This is a genomic window from Bradyrhizobium sp. RT6a (assembly GCF_040547675.1).
Taxonomy (GTDB): Bacteria; Pseudomonadota; Alphaproteobacteria; order Rhizobiales; family Xanthobacteraceae; genus Bradyrhizobium.
The window spans coordinates 659,968-681,722 of record NZ_JBEPQC010000002.1 but is presented as its reverse complement, the minus strand read 5'-3'; the positions used below and the strand labels follow the sequence as shown (position 1 = coordinate 681,722).

The window sequence follows — 21,755 nt, the reverse complement described above, 5'->3', positions numbered from 1 at the left end:
CGGGGCAGCCGTGGTGCATTACAACTGTTCTCACCGTGAAGCTTGGGTCCAGAAGTCGTATACGTCAAACGTGGTCGCGCATTTGCTTTCGTCCAATGCGATGGCCGATCACGCCAAAGACTATCGCCAGGAAGAGCATCACGGGGAACTTGCTCCAACCTGGTCCGTCGAAAACAAATTTGTTCACGGCGAGTGCAAGCATCACGCCGTGGCCAGCAAAGATCAGGCCCTTCCACCGAATCGTCCAGTCGCGGCTCATTACCGGTCCCCTTTTGAGAGTTGGACATCAGTGCCATACGGCCATCGCGCCATCTGTGAGCAACCGCACGCAAGAACTTCGTTGCAATGAGCCCACTTAAACTGCAACGCCCCGCAAATCAGGCGCGGTATACGATTGTTTGAATCACGATGGTCCTGTCACTGAAAAACAGGAGCATCTATAACGACCAAGCCCATCACCTTTGCGCTCGTGGCAGACCCATGCTCGTCCTTCAGCCATTTCATCGTTAGCAGCGGCCCAAGAGTGTCTTGAACGTCCTTAGGGGCTAACGACGCCTAGAATCGATTTCCGACGCAATCACGTCAGAGCTTTCCGAGCGACCGTCACACTCAACTCGAGCAGCGGGTGCTTCTCGTTCCTGACTGTAATAAGGACCTGCGTCCCCTTTGCCGACGCGACGTCTCTGGCAATGGAGGTAGCCATCGCGATCGCCTCTTTTTCGGCGGCTTCCGGGCCGGGCAAATCCATCCCATCCTCGTCGACCGCAGCAAAGAAGTCGTCCTTGATGTCGAAGTAAAACTTCATGGCTCACAGCGAGGGATTGAGATGAAGGTAAAGCACATCGAAGTCTGCTATTTCGCGCAGCCTGGCTTCATCAAGGATCGATATTCGTCCCCGCTCCAAGTCCAACACGCGCTGAGCACGCAGCTGCTGAACGACGCGATTCATGTGAACCACACTCGTGCCAACGGCGTCGGCGAGGAGTGCCTGCGAGGCCGGAAAATCGAAGGACAGGCCGTCCGCTCGGCCGATCGCTTTCAATCTGGTGTAAAGCTCAAGCACGAGGTGCGCCACGCGGCTTGTGGCTTCGCGTTGACCGACGTTGCAAATCCACTCCCGGAAGATCGCGGCGTCAGTCAGTGTATCGCGCCAAAGCGCTTGAGCCACGTTGGGCCGCTTTCTTATCAGCGAACGCACCGCTGCATGCGGAATGAAGCCGAGAACGCTATCGCCAAGGGTTCTGACGTCATGGTCCATCACATGGAGAAAGAGACCCTGCAGATCGGGAATGTCGCCGGGCTGGTGAAAGGCCATGATTTGGCGGTGGCCATTGCCGACGATCTTCGATCTCAGGATGAAGCCATCAACGACAAGGCAGCATGCCGAAGGTCGATCTCCGAGAGAAACGACCGGCTGACCGCCAGCCATCCGCTTCACCGTGATTGGCAGATCACGGATAGCGATCTCGTCCTCTTCATCAATTTCGGTGCTGACCCGCAACCGCTTCAAGAAAGGTTCGAAAATTTCCGCGTTATTCATCGTTAGCTCCGGTCGGCAAACGAGTTTTTGTGACGTTCGTTCCAATCCGGACCGCTAGCTATTGTCTCACGCGAAGCAGAGGGGCTGCCGCAAATTCCAACGCCTCTCGGCGGGAACCGAACGGGAACGGCGTTAATTCATCCCGCCGCGAAGCATTGGCGCAAAATTGACGCGCAACCCTCACTTCGAGTGCTTCGGCGCGCTGCCTTGGTGGAAGTGCTCAGCGCCTGATATCTCCACCCAGGCATGTTTCGACTGCTCGAAAACCGAGCGGATGGGGGCCGGGTAGTTCGGAGCCGCGATCGCGCCGACGGCAACGCCGATCATCGCGGGCAGATTGTCCGCCTTCCAATAGACCGTCGAACCGCACTCGGGGCAAAAATAGCTGCGGACCTGGCCGCCGCTTGCGGCTGTCCGGACGTACTCCTTCGACGTTCCCGAGATCGCGACGCCGTCCGCCGGATAGAACGCACCGACCCCGAACGGCGCGCCGGTTCGACGCTGGCAGTCAATGCAGTGGCAGGCGACGACGAGGCCGGACGGTCCCGGAAGCGACAGTGTGAGCGCGCCGCAACGACATCTCGCGCCGATCATCGAAACTCCTTCCTCTCAGTTGGCTGAGGGGTTCTGTCGCTCGGCTGGAGCGCAGGGCGATCCAGCACGGACCCTCACTCCTTCGCAACCTCGAACGCCAGCAGTGCGTTGCCGGCGACGCCGCCCCATTGTCCGTAGCCGGAATTGGTGTAGAGCATGCCGCCAGCGATGATCGGCCCGGGGCCGTCGATCGCGCCGCCATGAGCAGGGGCGCCGTTCACCGTCGTATAGTCTCGCGCCGTGTCGTATTCCCACAACAGCTTTCCATCGGCTGTCGCGTAGGCGCGCAGGAAGCCGCTGACGCCGCCGGAAAACACGACGCCGGCGATCAGGCTCACGGCAGCCGAGAGCGCAGGGCTGCATTGGAGGCGATCGCCACAGGCGACAGGAGATACTTCCATCGCAATTTTTCCACTGGCGAGGTCGAGGCCGAACAGGCCACCGCCCTGGGTGGAATCGAGCCGCCGCGTACCATCGCGCAGGAACCGCACGTCGGAGTTCGCGACATAGATACGATCCTGGTCGGCGGCCGAGCCCCACTCGCTGCCGCCGAGCGCACCGCCCTTCCCGATCCGCGTCTGCCAAAGGATTTTGCCGCCATCATCAGGATCGAGCGCGTGCACGACGCCGGACTTCTGCGCGATGGCGAGAACGCGCCTGCCGTCACGCAAGGTCACGAGGATCGGCGACTGGCCAAAATCGTGGTCAGGCCCGTGATCTTCAGGACAATTGGTCTTGTCCGCGCCGAAGCACGCGACGATGAAGGCGTCGCTCGGGGTCGCTTGCTGCTTCCAGAGCAGCTTACCGGTCGCAAGCTCGAAAGCGAGGACCGCATCGGCGGTTGCGGCCGGCGGATTCGAATAGGAATTGCTGGTCGCGACGTAGACGGCGTTGCGTTTCGGATCAATCGTCGGTGCCGACCACACCGCCGCGCCGGACGGGCCGAACAGCTGCGTGCCTCTTGCATTCTTGCCGGTCGGATGCGGCACCTCGGGGATCGTGTAGGCCTGCCACACCGGCTTGCCGGTCACTGCCTCGAGCGCGACCACGCTGCCGCGGAAAGTACAGCATTCGTAACTGGCCTGCGAACCGGCGGCCTCCTCGAGCGAGGAGACCGGGACGTAGAGCACGCCGGAATGCAGCGTCGGTGCTCCGGTGATGCGCGCTGCCGGATGCTCCTCGACTTTCGTCTTCCAGATCAGTGCGCCAGTCAGTGCGTTCACCGCATAGGCATTGGCGCGCAGGTCACCGAAGAAGATCGCGAACTGATCGGTGCCGGGAAGCGGCCCGAAGCTGATCGCCGCGCGCACCGCGGCATCGGTCGGCAGCGTCCACAGCGTGCAGCCGCTTCGCGCATCGAGCGCGCGCACCTTGCGGTCAGTGCCGCCGATGAACAGCAGACCGCCCACAATGGTCGGCGGCGCAAACGACACCGAGGCGCCGGGAAAGGCATAAGCCCATTTCAGCCGCAGGCGCGGCACCTCTTCCGCGGTCAGGCCGGCCATGTCGGCCGGCTGGAAGCGGCTGTTGCCAGCGTCGACACCCCACCCATTCCAGCGCGGACCATCGAGCGGTTGCGGAAAGAAGTTGACCTGCTGCGTGCAGCGTCCCTCCGCATCGACTGCATTGTCGCCCACCGCGGCCTTGCCGGTGACGAAGGCAGCAATCGCGCGCCGTTCCGAGTCGCTGCGGTCCTTCGCCATCGCCGCCATGCTGCCGGAAGTCAGCGTTCCCAGCACATGATCGAACGACATCGCCTGCATGGCACCGCGGCCTGGCACACGGCTCTGGCCATCACCGCCATCGTGACATTGCGCGCAGTGGCTTCCGTAGAGCGAAGCGCCGTCCTGCTGCGCCAGCGCGGGCGCGCAGCACCAGACCAGCATGGCGACCACGACAACACTCGGTCTCATGGCGTGCTCCGGCATCGTCACCGCAATGCGAGACGGCATCATGCAACCCAAAGTATAGCGCGACGGCAATCACTGACGCAACGGACGTTCAGCCCGCGTCCGTCACGTCCCCGGGACAGTGAGGACACGATCGGGCAGTTCATCCATCGCCCACAGCCCGAGGCTCTTGTCGCGCCAGCCGCCATTGCCTTCTTCGCAACGCTCGTTGATCAGCGCGTGCGGTGCCGGCCAGTCGAATGGCGCCTTCTCCATGTTCAGCGCCCGCCAGTCGCCGTCCTCGCAATCGCGATTGCCGTCCCATTCGGGAAACGTCGTGACCAGCAGGAAATGCGCGCCGCTGGCGCGAAAGTTCGCCATGGCGCGAGAGATGTTGTCGAAACTCAGATGGACCAGACAGTCCCGGCAAAGAATGACATCGGCCTTCGGCAGCGCATCGCGCGTGATGTCGGCAACGCGGAAGCGGCCGACGAGTTCTCCCCGGGCCGCGCGCTCGCTGTTGGCCGCGATCAGCGACGGCACGATGTCGATGCCGGTATAGTCGAGATCCAGCTTGATGCGGCCGATCCAGCCCGCGTCGCCGCAGGGCGCATCGAGCAGCGAGTGCGCGCCGAGCCGTTGCAGCAGTGCAGGAAGCGCCTCGCGGATCGCGGCGGTCGCGGGATCCTCGGAGCCGAGGCCCGACACCGAACTGGCTGCGCCCCACAGGTTGGTCTGCTCGATCCGCTCGAACCGCGCGGCGAGATCGAGGCCCGCGAAATTATCGCGGTCGGCGACGAACCGCTCATGGGCGAGCACGGGTGGACGCTTGGCGGTCATGGGCGGGATGTGAATTCCGGCGCAGCCGCACTATACAGGCAAAGCGAGCGGTCCGAAATGGTTCGTAAGAGAACCTCCTTACGTCATCTGTCGCGTCTGGTCCCCATGCGCCCCACCACAGCCAAAGAGAAGGCCAGGGTCGCCGCCGGCGCGGCGGCGGCCGTCGTCATGACGGCCGTGCTGTTCGCATTCGCCATGGGATTTCTGCTGGCGCGATGAGTGCGTAGCGCGGCGGACGAAAGCCGCCGCGCTGACTCAGGCGGCGCGCACCGTGTGAAGGAATTTCCCGACTTGGTCCTTCAGCCGGTTGCTGTCGGTCGCCAGCATCTTGGCGGTGGAAAGCACCTGCGAGGAGGCCGAGCCGGTCTCGGCCGCACCGCGCTGCACGTCGGCGATGTTGGTGGAGACCTTCTGGGTGCCGTGGGCGGCCTGCTGCACGTTGCGCGAAATCTCCTGGGTCGCGGCGCCCTGCTCCTCGACGGCCGCGGCGATGGTCGAGGACACTTCCGACAGCCGCTCGATCGTCGCGGAGATGTCGCGGATCGCGTTGACGGATTCCTGGGTCGCGGTCTGGATGCCGGAAATCTGCTGGCTGATCTCGCCGGTCGCTTTCGCCGTCTGCTCGGCCAGCGTCTTCACCTCGGCGGCGACGACGGCAAAGCCGCGGCCGGCCTCGCCGGCACGTGCCGCCTCGATTGTGGCGTTGAGCGCTAGGAGGTTGGTCTGGCCGGCAATGGTGTTGATCAACTCGACGACATCGCCGATGCGCGTCGCCGCAACCGAGAGCTCGCTGACGCGCTCCGTTGTGGTGCGGGCCTGGATGACGGCCTCGCCCGCCATCCGCGCGGATTCCTGCACCTGCCGGCTGATCTCGTTAACCGAAGAGGACAGTTCTTCCGTGGCGGTCGCAACCGACTGCACGTTGACCGTGGCTTCGCCCGAGGCGACCGCGACGACGGAGGTCAGTTCCTGCGCACGTTGCGCGGTGGTGGCCAGCGTCGAGGACGACGCTTCGAGCTCGGTGGACGCCGAGCCCACCGTCTCGATGATCTCGCCGACCGCGCGCTCAAAGCCGTCGGCAAGGTTGACCATGTCGCGCTTGCGCTGATCGGCGGCCTGCTTCTCCACTTCGACCTGCGCAGCCTTGAGGCGCTCGACCTCGATCCCGTTGGTCTTGAAGATTTCGACCGTCCTGGCCATGTCGCCGATCTCGTCGCGCCGGTCCTTCTCGGGCACTTCGGTCTTGAGATCGTTGCGGGCAAGGCCCTCCATGGCGAGCTTGAGGCGGGCAATCGGCCGGGACATCGCGTTGAGGCCGATGAACAGCGCGATCGCGATACCCAGGATCAGGCCGCCGGCGCTGACGCCGATCACGGTCCAGGTTGCGGATCTGGCGTCGCGGTTGATGGCGTCCTTGCGCTTGGCAACCGCCTGTGCGGTCTCGCCCACGAACTGGGCAATGCGCCCCAGGGCCGCATCCATCACCGGGTCGCACTCCTTGTGCGCGCGTTCGGATGCCTTCGCGTTCTCTTCCGGGCTGCTTGCGAGCGAGCCTGCCTTCAGCACCGGATCGCAGCCGGCGAATACGGCTTTCAGCTGGTCGCCGATGCTCTTGATCTGGCTCGCGCGCGCGGGATCGTCCTGCTCGGCTGCGTCGAGGTATTGGCGGATTTCATCGCGGTTCTGGGTCGCGGCCTTGAGGCGGTTGGCGTTGCCCGCCTCCGTCGCCTCGGTGAAGACCGCATAGAGCGCGGCATGATAGGTCTCGGCGCGGCGCTGGGCTCGCGTCAAGTTGAGCGCCGAGGATTGCGCGGCGGAAAGCTCGGCGAAGCCGTCGACAGTCGCCGAGAGTTCGCGCGTGCCGAAGCCCGCGACGGCGACCATGGCAAAGCCCATCACGGCCACGATCAGCGCGACCTTCCACACGATCTTCAGATTGTTCAAAACGCTCATTGCAGCCGCCCCAGTGATTTCCGCCGGGGCATATTCCCAGCACCGTGCATTGGAACCAGCTGACGTTAAGATTTGATGCCAAACATCCCGAGTAGTCTTACGGAAAACTAACTATTTGGGCTTTCGCCGTAAGCTTCGCGTAAGCTTCGGACTATTCGGGGTGCGAGCCTGGCGTGGAAAACCGGAACCGGTCGCCGGCGTCAGTCGTTGTCGGTCCATGCGGATCAGGGAAGAAAACCGAAACATATTTCTGCTGGCGACCGTTACGCTGTGCTGTAGCGCACTGGCTGGAGCAATTGCGCTGTTCGAACCGGCTCCGGCAAAGCAGCAGGCAGAAGCGTCGGCGATCGGCATGATCGCTCCGACGCCAGTTCGGGTGGTCGGGGCCCCGTTCGAGCCCAACCTCAATCCGCGGGAGCGCTAGCGCTCACACCGGCGAGACGTCGGCGCCCTCCTCGGGACGGCGTTTGGCGCGGGCCAACTCCTCAACGATCGCGATCACCTCCGCCCGTTTGTCGGGCGGCAGCGACAGGAACGCGCGGACGAGTCTCAGGCCCTCCGCTTCGGTCGAATGGTCTGCTTTGGCATCCATTCCCCACTGTCGGGCGGTCGGGAAAAATATGCAATCCCCCGCCCAACACCTTCTTGATTCGGCTGGCCAGCTTTGCTGGAATAGCCCCAACAGGGGTGCACCATGAAGTGGATCGCGGAACGCGACGCGCTGATCGCGCAGACAATGGCCTTCGTCCAATCGGTAACCGGCAAAAAGGATGACTTGCATCCACCGGAGATCCCGACGGCGGCAGTGGCCGTGTCGGTGCAGATCGTCCCCGCCAGCACCGTCGTCGAGACCGAGCCACTTCAGGCCGCTCCGCCGCAGCCCTTACCTCTGCCTCCGCCGCGGATGGCGAGCCACGACGTCCGCACCGAGATGCAGGCCCGCATCGCCAATTTCCGCAAGCATCAGGAGCGGTTCGAGCGCGAGCGCGAGGAATATTGCGCGGCCACCCTGACCAAACTGCGCGCCGCCATCGGCGACGCCTCCCCCCGTCCGCCGGCTGATAAGTAAAGCCGGGGCCTCCCGTCGCGGGCTACAGCCAGGACCACACCAGCCAGAGATTGGCCGCGCAGGCGCCGAAAAGGGCCAGCGTGAGGGGCAGCAGCATGTGCCCGCAAGAGGTTTTCAGGTCGGTCGTCATGGCCGAAAACATCCCCTGATTCCGCCAAACGAGTCCCGGGGATTCTTTTTTTCGGGATTCAGGACTCGTTAAGGACTCAGGACCCGGCGACCCCGTTCACGGCGGCGTGATCGACCTCCCGATCGGAACCCCTCCCCCGCAAAGTCGTTAACGCGCTTTCCGGGAGCGGGAAGAATGCCCTACGCCCTGTTCTGCAACGACGCCCAGATCAGCAAGGCCTATCCTGATGAGTCCGACGTCTGGAGGCTCGCGCAGCGAAGTGGCTTGGTGGTGGACGTAACTGCGGATGACAACCGTCCCGGGCCCCGCCGGGTGCTCGACAACGATTATGAGATCAAGCCGTGCCGGGCCGCACAGGGGGAGGACCCGGCCCGGAACAAAGCCGAGGCCGATCGCCAGGCCAGGATGGAGCTTGAGCTCAATTCCTGAGGACGGCTCGAAACCACAGCTCAGAAAAATCTCAGGGCGTCGCGGTTGCCAGCGAGGCCTGCTCGCCAGCCAGAGCCACGCAGGCCTTCCGGCGATGCAGCCCACGGATCGCTCCGGTGACCTTCAGCACCTTGCCGGAAGAGCACGAGGCATCCTTGACGAAGGCCACCTCATAGGGTGCCAGCATCAGAGGCTCGGATTTGAGGATTGTTTGGGCAGCGCACGGCAAACCGACGAAGCACGAGAGCACCACTGCCGACACCAAGATACGCATGTCCGTCGTCCCACCAGCCCGGTAAAAGTCATATAACGCGTGCCGGCGCGCGAGTTCCGTAAGCGGCAAAAATTATTTTTGCTTTACCCGAGCTCCATGACGCGCGTGAGAACGCGCCCGCCAGAACGTTTGCTTGCAAATGATGCGCCAGATGGTTGACGCAATGCAAACAAAACTCGCCAACGAGTGCCGGGCAAACGAAAGGCCGGCGAGAGCCGGCCTTTGTCAGTTCGTGGTCATTGGTGGCGCGTCAGTAGCGCGAGGCTGCCGGACCGCCCCAGCCAAAGCGGTAGTTCACACCGACCTTGACGGTATGCTCGTCCTCCCGGCCGCGGACGCCGACAACGTCGACCGGACCGGAGGTGATCGTCGTGCTGCCGAAGTTGTAATACTGGTACTCGGCCTTGGCCGACCAGTTCGGCGCGAACATGTATTCGAGGCCAGCGCCGACAGTGTAGCCGTCTTTGCTGTTGCCGGTGGCGGTGAAGGTCTGCGGGACGCCGGCGATATTGACGCCAAGGCCGCCGTTGCGCCAGGCATAACCGCCCTTGGCGTAAAGCAGCGCCGGACCCCAGGTGTAGCCGATGCGGCCGGTCACCGAGCCGAGCTGGTCGGTATTGGAGGTCACCTGCGTGCCCAGCGGGAACGTGGCACCGCTATTGTTGGTCGGCAGCCAGGAATACTGGGCCTCGACGCCCATGACCCAATTGGGCGCGAACTGGTAGTCGAAGCCGCCCTGGACACCGCCGAGGAAGCGCGCGTCGCTCGACTGGAAGCTGCTGTCCCCGGCAAAGGCGCCGCCGACATGGCCGCCGATGTAGAAGCCGGTCCAGTTGTAGATCACCTGCGGCGGCGTGTAGGCCGGAGCCTTGGTGTAGGTGCGCGCCTGCATGTCGGCTGCGGCAGCCGGCGCGGCCAGCGCAAGCAGGGCAACTGCACCCAGCAAAATCCTCTTCATGATCATCCCCGTTCTTTCAATTACGACACTCAGGAAACAACGTGGCGTGAATTGGGTTGCTTCGCGGCGATGCCGGAACGTTGATCGTTCGTGACTGTGACGGAGCGGCAACAACGCCGTTTTGTTCCGTCCCGCAGGCTGGTGCCGACGGTTTTTTCCGTCGGCTGCAACCTGCCGTACCGATTAGTCGCAACGCAAAACCACCCCGTTCAAAGCTCGCCGAAATGTGATCCCGCAACTCCGGCGGGCTCTGTTCTATCACCCGGCGATGAAGGTGGGCTTTGCGCTACCGTGTCATCTTTTCAAGTTCCGGAAAGGCTACGTAAACCGCGCCCGCGCACAGCTCGTTGGCGCGATCGACGACGCGGTCCGCCCGGCCGTTGACGAAGATCACGGCGCGTTCTCTCATGGCCTTGTAGGTGCCGTCGGTCTCGCGTGGGGTGAAGTGCAGGCAGCTGACATAGAACTGCCGGCCGCCGACCTCGCGCTGCACCGGCTCGGCCATACTGGCGCCACGCACGCCGACGGGGTTGTTCAGGTAGGTGCGCATCAAGGCCAGCGTATCGCCGCGGAAATTATCCGGGAACGGTTGTGGGCCTCCGGCCTGGGTCCCCTCCATCAGAGCCGGACGATCACCGCCGCTGCCGAAACATCCCGTGAGCGCCAGCGGCAGTGCCAGCATCAACGCCAAGCTCACTGCGCGTTCCGCTAGTCGCCGCACCGCTCACGCTCTCCGCTCGATCAGTCTCGGAGACGTTCCAGCCCCAAGGTTGCAATGATGCATGTCTACAGGTGTTTGGCCCGACAAGTCAAACGGCTTCGTAAAATCCGCAGATGAGCCACCCGTCAAACCATTGATTGATCTAGCATCGGCTACTGTGCATGGGGTTGTTTTCGAGGTTTTGTTTGCGGCCGCCAAACCTGGGACGTCGCTCGCGGGCTTCAGCATGGTCGTACCGGCCCGCCGCCAGCACCTCGGGCTTTCGCGCAAGGCGTGACGAACGGGCCGGCCTGAATTCCCCACGCGGCGGCTGGGGCAATGCTAGGACGCCGCCGCGCAGGATCAGTGGTTAGCTGCGCTTGTCCATCGTCGCCGGCTTGGTCACGTCCGGCTGCGTCTTCAGCGACTTCTTCGCTGAGAGATGCTTGTGGTGGTGGCGATGCGTGCGCACGGTCTTGTGCTCGTCGGGTGTGACCGCGGCGTTGGCGTTCATCGCCTTCGACTTCGAGTCCACCTTGGCATCCACCTTGGCGTCCGAAGCCTTGACGTCCGAAGCCTTGACGTCCGCCTTGAGGCCGGCGTCGGGTTTCGCGGCGGTGGTCGGCACCTTGGTCTGGCTCCGGTCCGCCTTGATCACCGGCGTGGTCGTCGTGGTCTTGCCGGTCTCGGCTGCGAAGGCCGGGGCTGCGATTACGGAAGCTGCGAGCAAGGCTGCGGAAATGGTCTTCAACATGGTTGGTCTCCTCTTGGAAGGATCTTGAGGTGGGCGCCCTCTCGCCAACCCTTTGATCGTAGGTTGGAGGCTAGAGGGCACGCACTGAACCCAATCTGAAGCCCGCAGCAGGCTTCCGTTCATCTGGATGACAAGTTTGTCATCCGGCCGCAGGACGAATAGGCCGGGATGCCGGGAATGTTTTTGCCTGATGGGTGTTCCGGTCTTTGGGCAATCGTGTAGGATCGCCACGTTCCATACCGGAGAACTTCGATGCGCAAACTCTCAACGCTTCTTGTGCCGGGACTTGTCGCCATGACATTGGCGGCCGGGCCGGCTCTGACCAGCGCCTATGCCGCAGGTGGCGACACCCCCTCGTCACCGCCGGCGTCGGACACCTCGACCAAAAAGGGCAAGAAGAAGAGCTCCTCCATCAGCGATCCGAAATTCCTTGCTGCCTATCGCACCGCCTACACCACGATCTATGACAATCACGACTACACCGGCGCGATCGGTCAGCTGAAGTCGCTCAAGCGCGACGACGTCGCCGACGTCGCCAATCTGATCGGCTATTCCTATCGCAAGCTCGGCGACTACCAGTCCTCGAAGGTCTACTACGAGCTCGCTCTGAAGGACGATCCGAACCACGTCCGCACCTGGCAGTATTATGGCCTCTGGCAGCTCGAGCAGGGCAACCGCGAGCAGGCGCAGTATCACCTCAACAAGCTCGCCTCGCTCGCCGGCACTGACAGCTCCGAATATCGCTCGCTCGCCGCCGCGCTCGACAAGCCGACCGGCGCGACCCTCGTCTATTAGCGCATCGCATTTTCGAATGAGGCGAACGGGCACAACCGCAGGGTTGTGCCCGTTCTGCGTTCTCGGCTAGCTTGCCCACCAATCCTCCCCTCGCAAATCGGTGCGCAATGGACAAGTGGCTGCGATCCGCGATCGACTACATCGGCTCCTGGATCGAATTCCAGCACACCACAATCCAGCAGCCGGGCGTCATCCTCGCCTTCGTCCATCGCGGCGAAATCGTTGCCGAGCATGCGTTCGGCCTCGGCAATCTCGACACCGGCGAGAAGCTCACCCCGCGCCACCGCTTCCGCGTCGCCTCGCACTCGAAGAGCTTCACCTCCGCCGGCGTCATGAAGCTGCGCGAGCAGCGCAAGCTCCGGCTCGACGATTCCATCGGCCAATATGTCGCCGGGCTGCATCCGCGCGTCGCCGAAACGACCATTGCGCAAGTGCTCTCGCACAGCGCGGGACTGACGCGCGACGGCGCCGATTCCGGCCAGTTCATCGACAGCCGTCCCTATCTCGACGCGAGCGAGCTGCTCGCGGAATTGAAGCTGCCGACCGCAATCGAGCCGGGCACACGCTTCAAATATTCCAATCACGGCTTTGGCCTGATCGGTCTCGTCATCGAGGCCGTGGCGAAGGAGCCCTATCCGGTCTGGATCAAGCGCGAGATCATCGAACCCGCGGGCCTGCGCGAGACCGAGCCGGACGCACCGCTTCCCAAGGGCGCGTCGTTCGCGCGCGGCCACACCCGCAAGCTGCCGTACGGGGAGCGGTGCGTGATCCCCGGCGACAATCCCGCGCACGCGATGGCCTCCGCGGCCGGCTTCATCGCGACCGCCGCCGATACCGCCCGCTTCTACGCGCAGCTCGCGCCCAATGCGAAGAAGAGCGTGCTATCGGTCGCGAGCCGCCGCGAGATGACGCGAAACCATTGGCGCGTGCCGCAAAGCTTCGAGGCCTATTACGGCCTCGGCGTCAACGCCGGCAAAACCGACGGCTGGGATTGGTTCGGCCATGGCGGCGGCTTTCAAGGTTACATCTCCCGGACCTGCTCCATCCCCGCTTGCGAGCTCGCGATCAGTATCCTCAGCAACTCCATCGACGGCGCGGCGCCGTTCTGGATGGACGGCGCGATGCAGATCCTGCGCGTCTTCCAAGCCCGTGGTGCACCCGACCGCCGCGTGCGCGACTGGACCGGCCGCTGGTGGACGATCTGGGGCGCGAACGACCTCGTGCCGGTCGGCAACCGCGTGCTGGTCGCCAATCCCCAGTTCAACAACCCGTTCATGGACGCCGCCGAGATCGAGGTCACAGGCCGCGACACCGGCAAGCTCGCCTGGGCCGCCGGCTACTCCAGCCACGGCGAGCCGGTGCGCCGCGTCCGCGACAAGCGCGGCAGGATCAGCGACGTCTGGATCGCGGGCGCCAACGTCAAGCCTGCGGCCGTCGTGGCGCGCGAGATCGCGCGGAGATACAAGCCGCGCAAGCGACGGCCTACTCCCGAATGAGAGTCTCGACCTCGCTCCGAAGGGCTTGGCGCGAGCCGTCGCGCGAATAGAACATGTGGCCGCCGGGATAGACGACGAACTTGACTCGCTGTGTTGCGAAGGCCGGCAACTGGTCGAGCACGCGCTTGGATCCGAAATAGGGCGTGGCGAGATCGAACAGGCCGTGCGCGACCAGCACGTTCAGCTTCGCATCCGTGGCGAGGATCTGGCGCAGCTCGGAGACCGACTGCGGCGGGTTGATGCCGCGGCCGAAATCCCAGTGACCCTCGACGGCGCCGTTCAACACCTCGTAGGAGCCATCGGGCCGCCATTTGAGCTTGCGTGTCAGCAGCTCAACCGCGGCGCTCGTCAGCGGCGCTTGCAGCGCATCGCCGGAGGGATCACCGAACCGCGAGCTGCTCGAATCCGGATAGGGATCGAAGCCGCGCACCGAGGCATCGTAGCGCCCCGTGACCTTGCCATTCTTGCGGTCGAACTCGCGGCGGAATTCGCCGACGTCGAAGCGGCCGGCAAGCCGGCGGCTGACCGCCTGGTCGATGCCGGTAAGCTCGGCGACCTTGTCGGCAAGACGATTGGTCGCCTCCCTGTCCGCCTCGCCCTTGACGAGGTCGGCCAGGAATTCGCCGCGTGCGTAAGCCTCGGCGTCGGCGAGATCGGCACGCTTGACCGGGCCTTTCGCCTCGCGCGCCACCGCGACATAGCTCGGCAGCGTCGCGACATATTGCAGGAGGCTGGTGCCGGTGAACTCGCGGAAGTCCAGGAGCGGCGACACCAGGATCAATCCCCTGACGCCGACGCCGTGCTGGAGCTGCAACTGGCGCACCACCTTCGGCCCGCGAATGCCGCCATAGCTTTCGCCGGCGACGTATTTCGGCGAGGTCAGCCGGTCATGCTTCTCCAGCCAGCGGCGGATCACCAACGCGATCGAATTGACGTCGCCGTCGACGGAGTAGAACGATTTGCGCGCGTCATCGCCGGTCGCGACAAAGCGGCTGTAGCCGGTGCTGACGGGATCGATGAAGACCAGATCGGTGAAATCGAGCCAGGTCTCCGCGTTCGGCTTCACCTCGGGCGAGGCGGACGGCGACAGTGCTTCGCCATCGAGCGGCAACCGCCACGGCCCGACCGCGCCGAACTGGAGCCATGCCGAGGATGCTCCGGGCCCGCCGTTGAACAGGAACGTGACGGGGCGCGTCGCACGATCGGCGCCGTCGAGTTCATAGGATGTATAGGCGATATCGGCCACCGGCTCGCCCTTGCCGTCGAACACGCGGATCGATCCGGCGGTCGCCGCGAAATTGAGGGTGCGGCCGGGAAGATCGAGCGTCTGCTTCGTGGTTGAATCCGGCGGAAGACGGTGCGGCTCGGCGGATGACGATGCATTCTGCGACGCGCTTTGTGCGCCGCCGCGTCCGCCCTTCTGTCCGGCTGCCGCCGCCACCTCTGCGCGCGGCTGCGGCGGATCGTCGGCGCGCGCAAATCCAGCGAGCGCGAAAGCCGACACCGCCAGCACCAGCGTCGCACGGCGGAGTGCCGGGATCTTCATGTTCATGATCGTTCTCCCTGCCCGGCTGCAAGAACCGGTGCGGACGGTGAGGCTAGCTCGGAATTGCGACGGTTTGGGGGATCACAGGCCCGGCCGCGCCTGAAGGGCCTGGTTAGGCATAAATCGACCCGGTTTTGTCTTCAGGCCGAGATGGCCAGTTGCCAGTCTCCTTTGAAGGGCGGTCCTCCTCGACAATCGAGGTCGAGATCGTTAGACGAGCCCGGCGGAACTTTCTCCAGCCAGCGGCCCTGCCCGGAAGCCATGACCAAGCCAGCGCGATACGACCGGATCGCCTTCGTCGCCAGCCCGAGCAGCGAGGCGCAAGCCGCCTTCGGCCAGCTCGCCAGAGATTTCGGCAATTGCGATCCGAAGGACGCCGACATCGTGGTCGCACTCGGCGGCGACGGGCTCATGCTCCAGACGCTGCATCAGCACATGCATACGGGCAAGCCGATCTACGGCATGCACCGAGGCACCGTCGGCTTCCTGATGAACGAGTACTCGACCGTCGATCTTCGGGCCCGTCTCGAGGCGGCGCAGGAATCCGAAATCCACCCGCTCCTGATGCGCGCGACCGACGCCAACGACCGCGTCCACCTGCATCACGCCATCAACGAGGTCGCCCTGTTCCGGCAGACCTACCAGGCCGCGCGCCTGCGGATCCTGATCGACGAGCGCGAGCGCATGTCCGAGTTGATCGCCGACGGCATCATGGTGGCAACGCCGGCCGGCTCGACCGCCTACAATCTATCCGCCCAGGGACCGATCCTGCCGATCAACGCCGCGCTCCTGGCGCTGACGCCGATCAGCGCCTTCCGTCCGCGACGCTGGCGCGGCGCACTGCTGCCGAACACGGCTTATGTCGTGATCGAGGTGCTGGAGGGCGACAAGCGCCCCGTGGCGGCGGTCGCCGACCACGACGAGGTGCGCGATGTTCGCCGCGTCGAGGTGCTGTCCGACAGGACCATCTCGATGCGCATGCTGTTCGACCCCGGTCACAGCCTGGAAGAACGCATTCTGCGCGAGCAATTCGGCTCCTGAGCCGCCTCGCCGGACTGCAGATCGCAACCCTTCATTAACCCCCGGCGAGATATGGTTAACGAAAGTTGACCGCTCCGGCCCGGGCTCCATGTTCCGCATCGATTTCAACAAGCTGCGTTTCCTCGTCTGCGACGACAATCCGCACATGCGCCGCATCCTGCGGACGCTGCTGCATTCCTTTGGCGCGCGTGAAGTCTACGAGGCCGAGGACGGCGCCACTGCGCTGGAAATGTACAGCCATTACGTGCCGGACATCGTCATCACCGATTGGGCGATGCCGATCTTCGACGGGCTCGAGCTGGCGCAGATGATCCGGCAGCCGGAATCCAAGGGCAATCCCTACGCGCCGATCATCATGCTGACCGGCCATTCCGAGAAACGCCGCGTCACGGTGGCGCGCGATGCCGGCGTCACCGAATTCCTGGCCAAACCGATCTCGGCCAAGGGGCTCTACCAGCGCATCCTCAACGTGGTCGCCAGTCCCCGCCCCTTCATCAAGACCAAGACCTATTTCGGCCCGGACCGGCGCCGCAACATCAACTCCGCCTATATGGGCCCCGAGCGCCGCGTCGGCGAAAAGCACGAGGTGCTGCAGCAGCCCTCGCTGCTCGACAAGGCCCGCTCCACCATCTAGCGCAACGTCTCTCACGATCGAGGCCGATACCATGGCGAAGAACAGCGCAAGAGACATCGAGATCACGGCCTTCGCCACGCATCAAATTATTACGCAGCCCAACCCGCTGCGGTCGGTCCTGCGCCGCGTCGAAGACAAGGACATGGACGATCCGGTCGGCCGCGCCGAACAGGCGCTCGCGGGCCTCGCCGGCGAGTTCAAGGACTGGATGGCGACCGAGATCAACCGGCTATCGGCCGCCTACGTCGCCATCCGACACGACGGCTTCACCAAGGACAGGCGCGACGAGTTGTTTCGCGCCGCGCACGACATCAAGGGCGATGCCGCGACCTTCGGCTATCCGGCGGCGGCGGGCATAGCCGAGAGCCTGTGCCGCGTCATCGAGCACGCGCCCGATCTCGAAAAGGTGCCGGCCGAGTTGTTCACGCACCACATCAACGCCATCCTCGCCATCGTGCACGAGAATACCAAACTCGACAGCATCAGCGTCTCCGCCGAGCTCGGCCGGCGCCTGCGCAAGGTCGCCGACGACTATCTCGCCCACGCCAACCGCGACCGCCCCGAGCATCTCGAAGTGATCCTGGCGCCCAGCATCGCGCCGGCGGGGTAGCTTTTCCCTCTCGTCATTGCGAGCGTAGCGAAGCAATCCAGACTGTTCCCGCGATGGGATTCTGGATTGCTTCGCTACGCTCGCAATGACGGAGTTTTCGGGACCGGCTCGAACTACGCCGCAATCAGCTCGCTATACACCGGATCGACCGCGTCGTCCGCGACCAGCTCGTCGCAGAACAGTCTTGCCTCTTCGCGGGCGGATTCGGTGGCGAAGCGGCGCAGCAGGACCATCAGCGGCTCCGTCGCGCCGCGGTCGGTCTCGCAATGGGTGAGCACGCGCTCGACCATGCGGCGGCGCAGCCGCGCCGCATTGTCTTCGCTGTCGACGAAGCCTTGCTCGTGGCAGGCATCGAGGGCGACCTGGAAGGCCGCAAACGTCGTCTCGGGAAGCCCGGCGCGACGGAGCAGCGCGTGCAGGCTGTTGCCGCCGCGATCGTGCAGCAGCGCGGACACGCGCGCCAGCGGCAACTCGGCGAGCTCAGCCAGCGCCGCATCGAACAGGTCGAGATTACTCGACAGCAGCGCGCGCAGAATGAGACCCGCGGTGAGCTGGCCGGTGATGCGCAGGTGCCGAACCAGACCTTCCATGTCTTCGCCGCGCGAGCGCGCTGCGATGTTCATGGTGGAGCGGTCGCGCGCCTCCGTCGCGATGCGCTCGGCGCGGTTAGCAGTCAGCCAGTTCCGGGCCACGACGAATTGAGCCAGCGTCTCCGAGAGTTTTGCCACCAGCGCGGCGCGCGTTGCGGACGGCAGATCCTCCAGCACCAGCATCGCCTCGCGGATCGCAGCGAGATGGCCGTGACGCTCGACGATGCGATCCCAGGAGAACGGCGCAAGCTCGGCATGAGGATTTTCGATCAGCTCGAGCGCTGCCGCCGCGCAGCCGACTTCGGCAATGGCGGCGCAGACCGATACCGGCAGCGCGATGCGGCGCGCGACCGCGCACTGCACCTCGTCGTTACCGGTCGCGACGATGTCGACGAGATCGGCGTCGATCAGCAGCGGAGAATGTTCGAGCACGGGCAACGCGACGGTCGGCTGGTCCGCCGACAGCGCCCGCACGATCGACGCCGGCGCCTCGGTGCTGCGCGCAAACGCCTCGGCCATCGCCTGCCGCACCAGCGGCGAGGCATCGTCGAGCAGCATCAGAAGCGCGCCTTCAGCGGCAACACGGTCGTCATGGGAAAGGTCTGAGATCAGCCAGGCCCGGGCCAGCGCCCGCGTTGCCTCGGCCCGCTCGCCAGCGGGCGCCGTCCTGATCCAATTGATGAACTGCCGAACGATCATGGTGCTTCCGGCTTACGCAACGAAGACGAAGCGGTGACGGCTTGTCACCTGCAACACAAAATAAACCACGACGCTTAACAAAGCGTTCACCATAACTGGCTGGTTTTATTGACGTTTTATTAAGGGAACAAAGGCGACCCGCACGCGCCGGGACGTGCGCAGCAGCGTTCACGCTGCGACGCGTCCGAGACACGGGGTGCGTGTTAGCTTGAGAACGTGCCGCTGCGATCGCTGAAAAGGTCAAGCGGCTGCGGCGGCCGGACGTCGGGCGTCGCCGATGCGGCCGAGGTCGCGACCGAGGTGAGCGAGGCATTGTTGCCCCACAATTTCTGCACGGTCGTCGAGACCGGCTGGGTGGTGTCGCCGGGCTGATAGATCGAGCGAAACACCGGCGTGCTCGGTGCATTGTCCGCGACCGTCATTGGCGCTGTCGCGCTGACCGGCGTCACCGCGCGTGTGTTCGGAAAGGTCTGGAGATACGCGGCATTGTCGATCAGCGGCGCGGCAGGCTGTACGCCGTTGGCGCTCGCGACCTGCGTGGTCGACGGCGTGCCGCCATACATCGCCATCGCGCTGCGGGTGGCTTTCGAATTTGCCGCGCTGGCGTAGCGTGCATCCAGCACCGAATAGACCTCGGAGACGCTGCGCGCGCGGCCGTCCTTGGCGTAGAAGATCGAGCGATTGGCGGAGGCCGCGTTGGGAAACAACCGCGCGCCGACCGCTTGCGGATTGTCCTCGGCATTGGCGATCAGTTTCGCGGCGCCGCCGACCCCCATGAAATGCGCCATGTAGAGTTCGCTGTCGGACGGCCTGCGGCCGAGCAGGCCGGTGAGCTTGAAGCTGTTCGATTGCGTCAGCGCAGCCGCCATGCTGGACGCGGCCTCCGGATCGTCGCGCAGCTTCATGATCGACCGCTTCATCGCGGGATCATCGACGGTGTAGGTGCCCGACGACGTCCTGGTGATGGCGTCGGAATAATGGCCATAGCCGAGCTGGGTGCCCGCTTCCTTCACCGTGCCGAGCCAGGTCTGGTCGATGAACTGGTAGAGCCCGTGCGCCGATGACGTAGTCGCCCCCGCCGTGGGATCGAAATCCGATTCCATCTTGGCGGTGGTCAGCATGTACTGGAAGCTGACGCCGCCGACGTTCGAAGCCTGCTTGATCGCACCGGCGACGCGTGCCCGCGACGGATCGAGAACCGCCGTCGGAGAGGCACTGGAATTGTCGACCGACATGATGAAATGCCCGCCCCGCGCGGCGTTGAGGGGCGCCGGCAATTCGGCGCCCTAATCGTCTCACCGTGGGACAGGTATGGTTAATGCGGGGTTAATCCGGGCCGGCACCTCCGCATGACGGAAGGACTACTTCTTGTACACCGCGTCCGGATCGAACAGCCTGTCTGCATCGACGAAGACGAGCCTGGCGCCGCCGTCTTCGGCCTCGACCTTGCGGTAGAAGCAGGAGCGGCGGCCAGTGTGACACGCGGCACCGATCTGCTCGACACGGAGCCAGACCGCATCCTGATCGCAATCGGTGCGGATCTCGACCACACGCTGGGTCTGACCTGAGGTCTCACCTTTTCGCCACAAGGCATTGCGCGAGCGGCTGAAGTACCAGGCCTCGCCGGTCGCGATGGTCTTGCGCAGCGCCTCGTCGTTCATGTGCGCGACCATCAGCACGTCGCCAGTGGCGACGTCGGTCGCAACGACGGTCACGAGGCCGGCCGCATCGAACCTGGGAAGGAAGGCGAGACCTTCCTCGGTTTCATGAGAGTGAGCGGACACAACGCCCTCGCCGGTCTGTTCGCGAGGTCAGCGCTGCAGGCCTCGCACCAGGGACAGAAAACGGGCCTGCTCCGCCGGATTGTCGCGGAACATGCCGGTGAAGCGGCTGGTGAAGGTGGAGGCGCCATGCTTGGCGACGCCGCGCACCGACATGCAGGTATGCTCGGCCTCGATCAGCACGGCAACGCCGCGCGGCTTGAGGATCTCGTCGATCGCCGCCGCGATCTGCGCGGTCATGTGCTCCTGGGTCTGGAGCCGGCGGGCGAAGATGTCGGTGAGGCGCGCAAGCTTCGAGAGGCCGACCACGCGTTCCACCGGCGTGTAGGCGATGTGCGCCTTGCCATAGAACGGCATCATGTGATGCTCGCATTGCGAGGTGAACTCGATGTCGCGCACAAGGACGAAATCATCATAGCCGGCGGTCTCGCCGAAGGTGCGATCGAGCACCTCGGCTGGGCACTGGTGGTAGCCCTGATAGAGTTCGTCGAAAGCCTCGACCACGCGGCGCGGCGTGTCGAGCAAACCCTCGCGGTTGGTATTCTCGCCGATATAGGCGAGCAGCGTCTTAACCGCCTGCTCGGCCTCGGCGCGCGCGGGGCGCGGCTGGTCGGCGCGGACGGCGGCTGCGAGGAATTCGGAAGGATCAAGCTCCGCCGGACGGCTCTCGGGCTGCCGGTCGGAGGGCTTGTTGGGGCGGATGGATTTGATGGTAGCGTCCATGTCTACTCCGTTCGACGGCCTTGCGGCCGGAGTGTCACCGGCAGACGGGGCGGCGAACCGCCGGACGCCTGAGAGAACAGTTTCGGCGAAAAGATCTGCAAGTTAGAACGCCGACAGCACGGTTCTGGATCACACCACTGCCGCAGCGCTGGACTGTTTTTCCGCCAGTTCCGACCCTATATAGGGCCGTGGACGGCGCACGCCAAGGCCGATCCTGCTGGACTCCATCACATGCTGAACGACATTTATAACAAGCGGATCATCGAACTGGCCGGGAATATTCCGCGGCTCGGGCGGTTGTCGGATCCCGATGCCACCGCCACCGCCCATTCCAAGCTGTGCGGCTCGACCGTCAAAATCGACCTCAAGATGGAGGGCGACAAGGTCACCGACTTCGCCCACGACGTGAAGGCCTGCGCGCTGGGACAGGCATCTTCATCCATCATGGCAAGTCAGATCGTCGGATCGACTGCGAGCGAACTCCGCGAGTTACGCGAAACTGTTCGCAGGATGCTGAAGGAGAACGGCGCGCCTCCTGAAGGCAAATGGGAAGAGATCAAGTTCCTCGAGCCGGTCCGCGACTACAAGGCGCGCCACGCCTCGACGCTCCTGACCTTCGATGCCGTGGTCGATGCCATCGGCCAGATCGAGGCGAAGGCGAAGCAGCCGGCTGCGGCGCAAGGCTGATTCCGGAGGCTGATTCTGGATGC

The 21,755-nt window shown here is 64.3% G+C and carries 25 protein-coding genes; 8 read left to right on the top strand and 17 right to left on the bottom strand.

Features of this window, described 5'->3' with window-relative positions:
- Positions 1-64: 64 nt before the first annotated feature.
- From ABIC03_RS13060 to ABIC03_RS13025, 8 genes are all read right to left on the bottom strand, one after another.
- Entirely contained in the window at positions 65-259 is a 195-nt protein-coding gene (locus tag ABIC03_RS13060) for a prolipoprotein diacylglyceryl transferase (RefSeq protein ID WP_354058581.1), read from the bottom strand.
- A 318-nt stretch (positions 260-577) separates the two neighbouring features.
- Complete coding sequence (locus tag ABIC03_RS13055; protein WP_275168346.1) at positions 578-805, bottom strand: DUF6894 family protein; 228 nt, start codon at positions 803-805, stop codon at positions 578-580.
- Between the two features lie 3 nt (positions 806-808).
- Positions 809-1,540, bottom strand: a complete 732-nt coding sequence (locus tag ABIC03_RS13050) for a Crp/Fnr family transcriptional regulator (RefSeq protein ID WP_354058579.1) — start codon at positions 1,538-1,540, stop codon at positions 809-811.
- Between the two features lie 180 nt (positions 1,541-1,720).
- Positions 1,721-2,134: a GFA family protein gene (locus ABIC03_RS13045; protein ID WP_354058577.1), complete on the bottom strand. Its 414-nt coding sequence runs from the start codon at positions 2,132-2,134 to the stop codon at positions 1,721-1,723.
- A 74-nt stretch (positions 2,135-2,208) separates the two neighbouring features.
- On the bottom strand, positions 2,209-4,047 hold the full coding sequence (locus ABIC03_RS13040) for an outer membrane protein assembly factor BamB family protein (protein ID WP_354058575.1): 1,839 nt from the start codon (positions 4,045-4,047) through the stop codon (positions 2,209-2,211).
- A 102-nt stretch (positions 4,048-4,149) separates the two neighbouring features.
- On the bottom strand, positions 4,150-4,863 hold the full coding sequence (locus tag ABIC03_RS13035; protein WP_354058573.1) for a class I SAM-dependent methyltransferase: 714 nt from the start codon (positions 4,861-4,863) through the stop codon (positions 4,150-4,152).
- Between the two features lie 255 nt (positions 4,864-5,118).
- A complete protein-coding gene (locus ABIC03_RS13030) occupies positions 5,119-6,816 on the bottom strand; it encodes a methyl-accepting chemotaxis protein (RefSeq protein ID WP_354058571.1) in 1,698 nt (565 codons plus the stop codon).
- Between the two features lie 427 nt (positions 6,817-7,243).
- Positions 7,244-7,408 (bottom strand): hypothetical protein, encoded by a 165-nt coding sequence (locus tag ABIC03_RS13025; protein WP_275168354.1) that lies wholly within the window; start codon positions 7,406-7,408, stop codon positions 7,244-7,246.
- A 102-nt stretch (positions 7,409-7,510) separates the two neighbouring features.
- Between ABIC03_RS13025 and ABIC03_RS13020 the strand changes: the two genes are divergently transcribed.
- Positions 7,511-7,885 carry a hypothetical protein gene (locus tag ABIC03_RS13020; RefSeq protein WP_354058569.1) on the top strand — a complete coding sequence of 125 codons (375 nt, stop codon included), beginning with the start codon at positions 7,511-7,513 and terminating at the stop codon, positions 7,883-7,885.
- A gap of 304 nt (positions 7,886-8,189) precedes the next feature.
- Entirely contained in the window at positions 8,190-8,444 is a 255-nt protein-coding gene (locus ABIC03_RS13015; protein WP_018455390.1) for a hypothetical protein, read from the top strand.
- Positions 8,445-8,475: 31 nt separating this feature from the next.
- Here the strand turns inward: ABIC03_RS13015 and ABIC03_RS13010 are convergent, their stop codons facing one another.
- From ABIC03_RS13010 to ABIC03_RS12995, 4 genes are all read right to left on the bottom strand, one after another.
- Positions 8,476-8,718 (bottom strand): hypothetical protein, encoded by a 243-nt coding sequence (locus ABIC03_RS13010; protein WP_354058567.1) that lies wholly within the window; start codon positions 8,716-8,718, stop codon positions 8,476-8,478.
- A 250-nt stretch (positions 8,719-8,968) separates the two neighbouring features.
- On the bottom strand, positions 8,969-9,676 hold the full coding sequence (locus tag ABIC03_RS13005) for an outer membrane protein (protein WP_354058565.1): 708 nt from the start codon (positions 9,674-9,676) through the stop codon (positions 8,969-8,971).
- Positions 9,677-9,962: 286 nt separating this feature from the next.
- The gene (locus ABIC03_RS13000; RefSeq protein WP_354059637.1) at positions 9,963-10,358 is read right to left on the bottom strand and encodes a hypothetical protein; all 396 of its coding nucleotides are present in this window, start codon (positions 10,356-10,358) and stop codon (positions 9,963-9,965) included.
- 388 nt (positions 10,359-10,746) lie between these two features.
- Positions 10,747-11,130 (bottom strand): His-rich protein BRANT, encoded by a 384-nt coding sequence (locus ABIC03_RS12995; RefSeq protein ID WP_354058563.1) that lies wholly within the window; start codon positions 11,128-11,130, stop codon positions 10,747-10,749.
- Between the two features lie 252 nt (positions 11,131-11,382).
- On the opposite strand from ABIC03_RS12995, the gene ABIC03_RS12990 reads away from it, so the two are divergent.
- Together ABIC03_RS12990 and ABIC03_RS12985 are read left to right on the top strand one after the other, a co-directional pair.
- Positions 11,383-11,925 (top strand): tetratricopeptide repeat protein, encoded by a 543-nt coding sequence (locus ABIC03_RS12990; protein ID WP_354058561.1) that lies wholly within the window; start codon positions 11,383-11,385, stop codon positions 11,923-11,925.
- Between the two features lie 107 nt (positions 11,926-12,032).
- Complete coding sequence (locus ABIC03_RS12985; RefSeq protein WP_354058559.1) at positions 12,033-13,421, top strand: serine hydrolase domain-containing protein; 1,389 nt, start codon at positions 12,033-12,035, stop codon at positions 13,419-13,421.
- Here ABIC03_RS12985 and ABIC03_RS12980 read toward each other — a convergent pair.
- Positions 13,408-14,973, bottom strand: a complete 1,566-nt coding sequence (locus ABIC03_RS12980; protein ID WP_354058557.1) for a S10 family peptidase — start codon at positions 14,971-14,973, stop codon at positions 13,408-13,410. The genes ABIC03_RS12985 and ABIC03_RS12980 overlap by 14 nt on opposite strands.
- Before the next feature lie 255 nt (positions 14,974-15,228).
- Between ABIC03_RS12980 and ABIC03_RS12975 the strand changes: the two genes are divergently transcribed.
- The 3 genes from ABIC03_RS12975 to ABIC03_RS12965 all read left to right on the top strand — a co-directional run bounded on the left by ABIC03_RS12975 (position 15,229) and on the right by ABIC03_RS12965 (position 17,252).
- Positions 15,229-16,008, top strand: a complete 780-nt coding sequence (locus ABIC03_RS12975) for an NAD kinase (RefSeq protein WP_354058555.1) — start codon at positions 15,229-15,231, stop codon at positions 16,006-16,008.
- A gap of 88 nt (positions 16,009-16,096) precedes the next feature.
- Positions 16,097-16,642: a response regulator gene (locus ABIC03_RS12970; RefSeq protein ID WP_007602647.1), complete on the top strand. Its 546-nt coding sequence runs from the start codon at positions 16,097-16,099 to the stop codon at positions 16,640-16,642.
- 31 nt (positions 16,643-16,673) lie between these two features.
- Positions 16,674-17,252 carry an Hpt domain-containing protein gene (locus tag ABIC03_RS12965; protein WP_354058553.1) on the top strand — a complete coding sequence of 193 codons (579 nt, stop codon included), beginning with the start codon at positions 16,674-16,676 and terminating at the stop codon, positions 17,250-17,252.
- 113 nt (positions 17,253-17,365) lie between these two features.
- On the opposite strand, the gene ABIC03_RS12960 is transcribed toward ABIC03_RS12965, so the two are convergent.
- From ABIC03_RS12960 to folE, 4 genes are all read right to left on the bottom strand, one after another.
- The gene (locus ABIC03_RS12960; protein WP_354058551.1) at positions 17,366-18,541 is read right to left on the bottom strand and encodes a DUF2336 domain-containing protein; all 1,176 of its coding nucleotides are present in this window, start codon (positions 18,539-18,541) and stop codon (positions 17,366-17,368) included.
- A gap of 203 nt (positions 18,542-18,744) precedes the next feature.
- A complete protein-coding gene (locus tag ABIC03_RS12955; RefSeq protein ID WP_354058549.1) occupies positions 18,745-19,818 on the bottom strand; it encodes a lysozyme family protein in 1,074 nt (357 codons plus the stop codon).
- An 84-nt stretch (positions 19,819-19,902) separates the two neighbouring features.
- Positions 19,903-20,325 (bottom strand): phosphoribosyl-AMP cyclohydrolase, encoded by a 423-nt coding sequence (gene hisI / locus ABIC03_RS12950; RefSeq protein ID WP_275168366.1) that lies wholly within the window; start codon positions 20,323-20,325, stop codon positions 19,903-19,905.
- A gap of 27 nt (positions 20,326-20,352) precedes the next feature.
- A complete protein-coding gene (folE, locus tag ABIC03_RS12945) occupies positions 20,353-21,045 on the bottom strand; it encodes a GTP cyclohydrolase I FolE (protein ID WP_007602630.1) in 693 nt (230 codons plus the stop codon).
- Between the two features lie 231 nt (positions 21,046-21,276).
- On the opposite strand from folE, the gene ABIC03_RS12940 reads away from it, so the two are divergent.
- Complete coding sequence (locus ABIC03_RS12940) at positions 21,277-21,732, top strand: iron-sulfur cluster assembly scaffold protein (protein WP_354058546.1); 456 nt, start codon at positions 21,277-21,279, stop codon at positions 21,730-21,732.
- Positions 21,733-21,755 lie beyond the last annotated feature (23 nt).

Bases quoted from the DNA above. Each gene is read 5' to 3' on its own strand.
- ABIC03_RS13010 (WP_354058567.1), bottom strand. From the start codon at position 8,718: ATGCGTATCTTGGTGTCGGCAGTGGTGCTCTCGTGCTTCGTCGGTTTG.
- ABIC03_RS12990 (WP_354058561.1), top strand. From the start codon at position 11,383: ATGCGCAAACTCTCAACGCTTCTTGTGCCGGGACTTGTCGCCATGACA.
- ABIC03_RS13030 (WP_354058571.1), bottom strand. From the start codon at position 6,816: ATGAGCGTTTTGAACAATCTGAAGATCGTGTGGAAGGTCGCGCTGATC.
- ABIC03_RS12980 (WP_354058557.1), bottom strand. From the start codon at position 14,973: ATGAACATGAAGATCCCGGCACTCCGCCGTGCGACGCTGGTGCTGGCG.
- ABIC03_RS13005 (WP_354058565.1), bottom strand. From the start codon at position 9,676: ATGAAGAGGATTTTGCTGGGTGCAGTTGCCCTGCTTGCGCTGGCCGCG.
- ABIC03_RS12960 (WP_354058551.1), bottom strand. From the start codon at position 18,541: ATGATCGTTCGGCAGTTCATCAATTGGATCAGGACGGCGCCCGCTGGC.
- ABIC03_RS13045 (WP_354058577.1), bottom strand. From the start codon at position 2,134: ATGATCGGCGCGAGATGTCGTTGCGGCGCGCTCACACTGTCGCTTCCG.
- ABIC03_RS13000 (WP_354059637.1), bottom strand. From the start codon at position 10,358: ATGCTGGCACTGCCGCTGGCGCTCACGGGATGTTTCGGCAGCGGCGGT.
- ABIC03_RS12985 (WP_354058559.1), top strand. From the start codon at position 12,033: ATGGACAAGTGGCTGCGATCCGCGATCGACTACATCGGCTCCTGGATC.
- ABIC03_RS12940 (WP_354058546.1), top strand. From the start codon at position 21,277: ATGCTGAACGACATTTATAACAAGCGGATCATCGAACTGGCCGGGAAT.
- folE (WP_007602630.1), bottom strand. From the start codon at position 21,045: ATGGACGCTACCATCAAATCCATCCGCCCCAACAAGCCCTCCGACCGG.
- ABIC03_RS12975 (WP_354058555.1), top strand. From the start codon at position 15,229: ATGACCAAGCCAGCGCGATACGACCGGATCGCCTTCGTCGCCAGCCCG.
- ABIC03_RS13025 (WP_275168354.1), bottom strand. From the start codon at position 7,408: ATGGATGCCAAAGCAGACCATTCGACCGAAGCGGAGGGCCTGAGACTC.
- ABIC03_RS13060 (WP_354058581.1), bottom strand. From the start codon at position 259: ATGAGCCGCGACTGGACGATTCGGTGGAAGGGCCTGATCTTTGCTGGC.
- ABIC03_RS13020 (WP_354058569.1), top strand. From the start codon at position 7,511: ATGAAGTGGATCGCGGAACGCGACGCGCTGATCGCGCAGACAATGGCC.
- ABIC03_RS12995 (WP_354058563.1), bottom strand. From the start codon at position 11,130: ATGTTGAAGACCATTTCCGCAGCCTTGCTCGCAGCTTCCGTAATCGCA.
- ABIC03_RS12970 (WP_007602647.1), top strand. From the start codon at position 16,097: ATGTTCCGCATCGATTTCAACAAGCTGCGTTTCCTCGTCTGCGACGAC.
- ABIC03_RS13035 (WP_354058573.1), bottom strand. From the start codon at position 4,863: ATGACCGCCAAGCGTCCACCCGTGCTCGCCCATGAGCGGTTCGTCGCC.
- ABIC03_RS13050 (WP_354058579.1), bottom strand. From the start codon at position 1,540: ATGAATAACGCGGAAATTTTCGAACCTTTCTTGAAGCGGTTGCGGGTC.
- ABIC03_RS13015 (WP_018455390.1), top strand. From the start codon at position 8,190: ATGCCCTACGCCCTGTTCTGCAACGACGCCCAGATCAGCAAGGCCTAT.
- ABIC03_RS13040 (WP_354058575.1), bottom strand. From the start codon at position 4,047: ATGAGACCGAGTGTTGTCGTGGTCGCCATGCTGGTCTGGTGCTGCGCG.
- ABIC03_RS12965 (WP_354058553.1), top strand. From the start codon at position 16,674: ATGGCGAAGAACAGCGCAAGAGACATCGAGATCACGGCCTTCGCCACG.
- ABIC03_RS13055 (WP_275168346.1), bottom strand. From the start codon at position 805: ATGAAGTTTTACTTCGACATCAAGGACGACTTCTTTGCTGCGGTCGAC.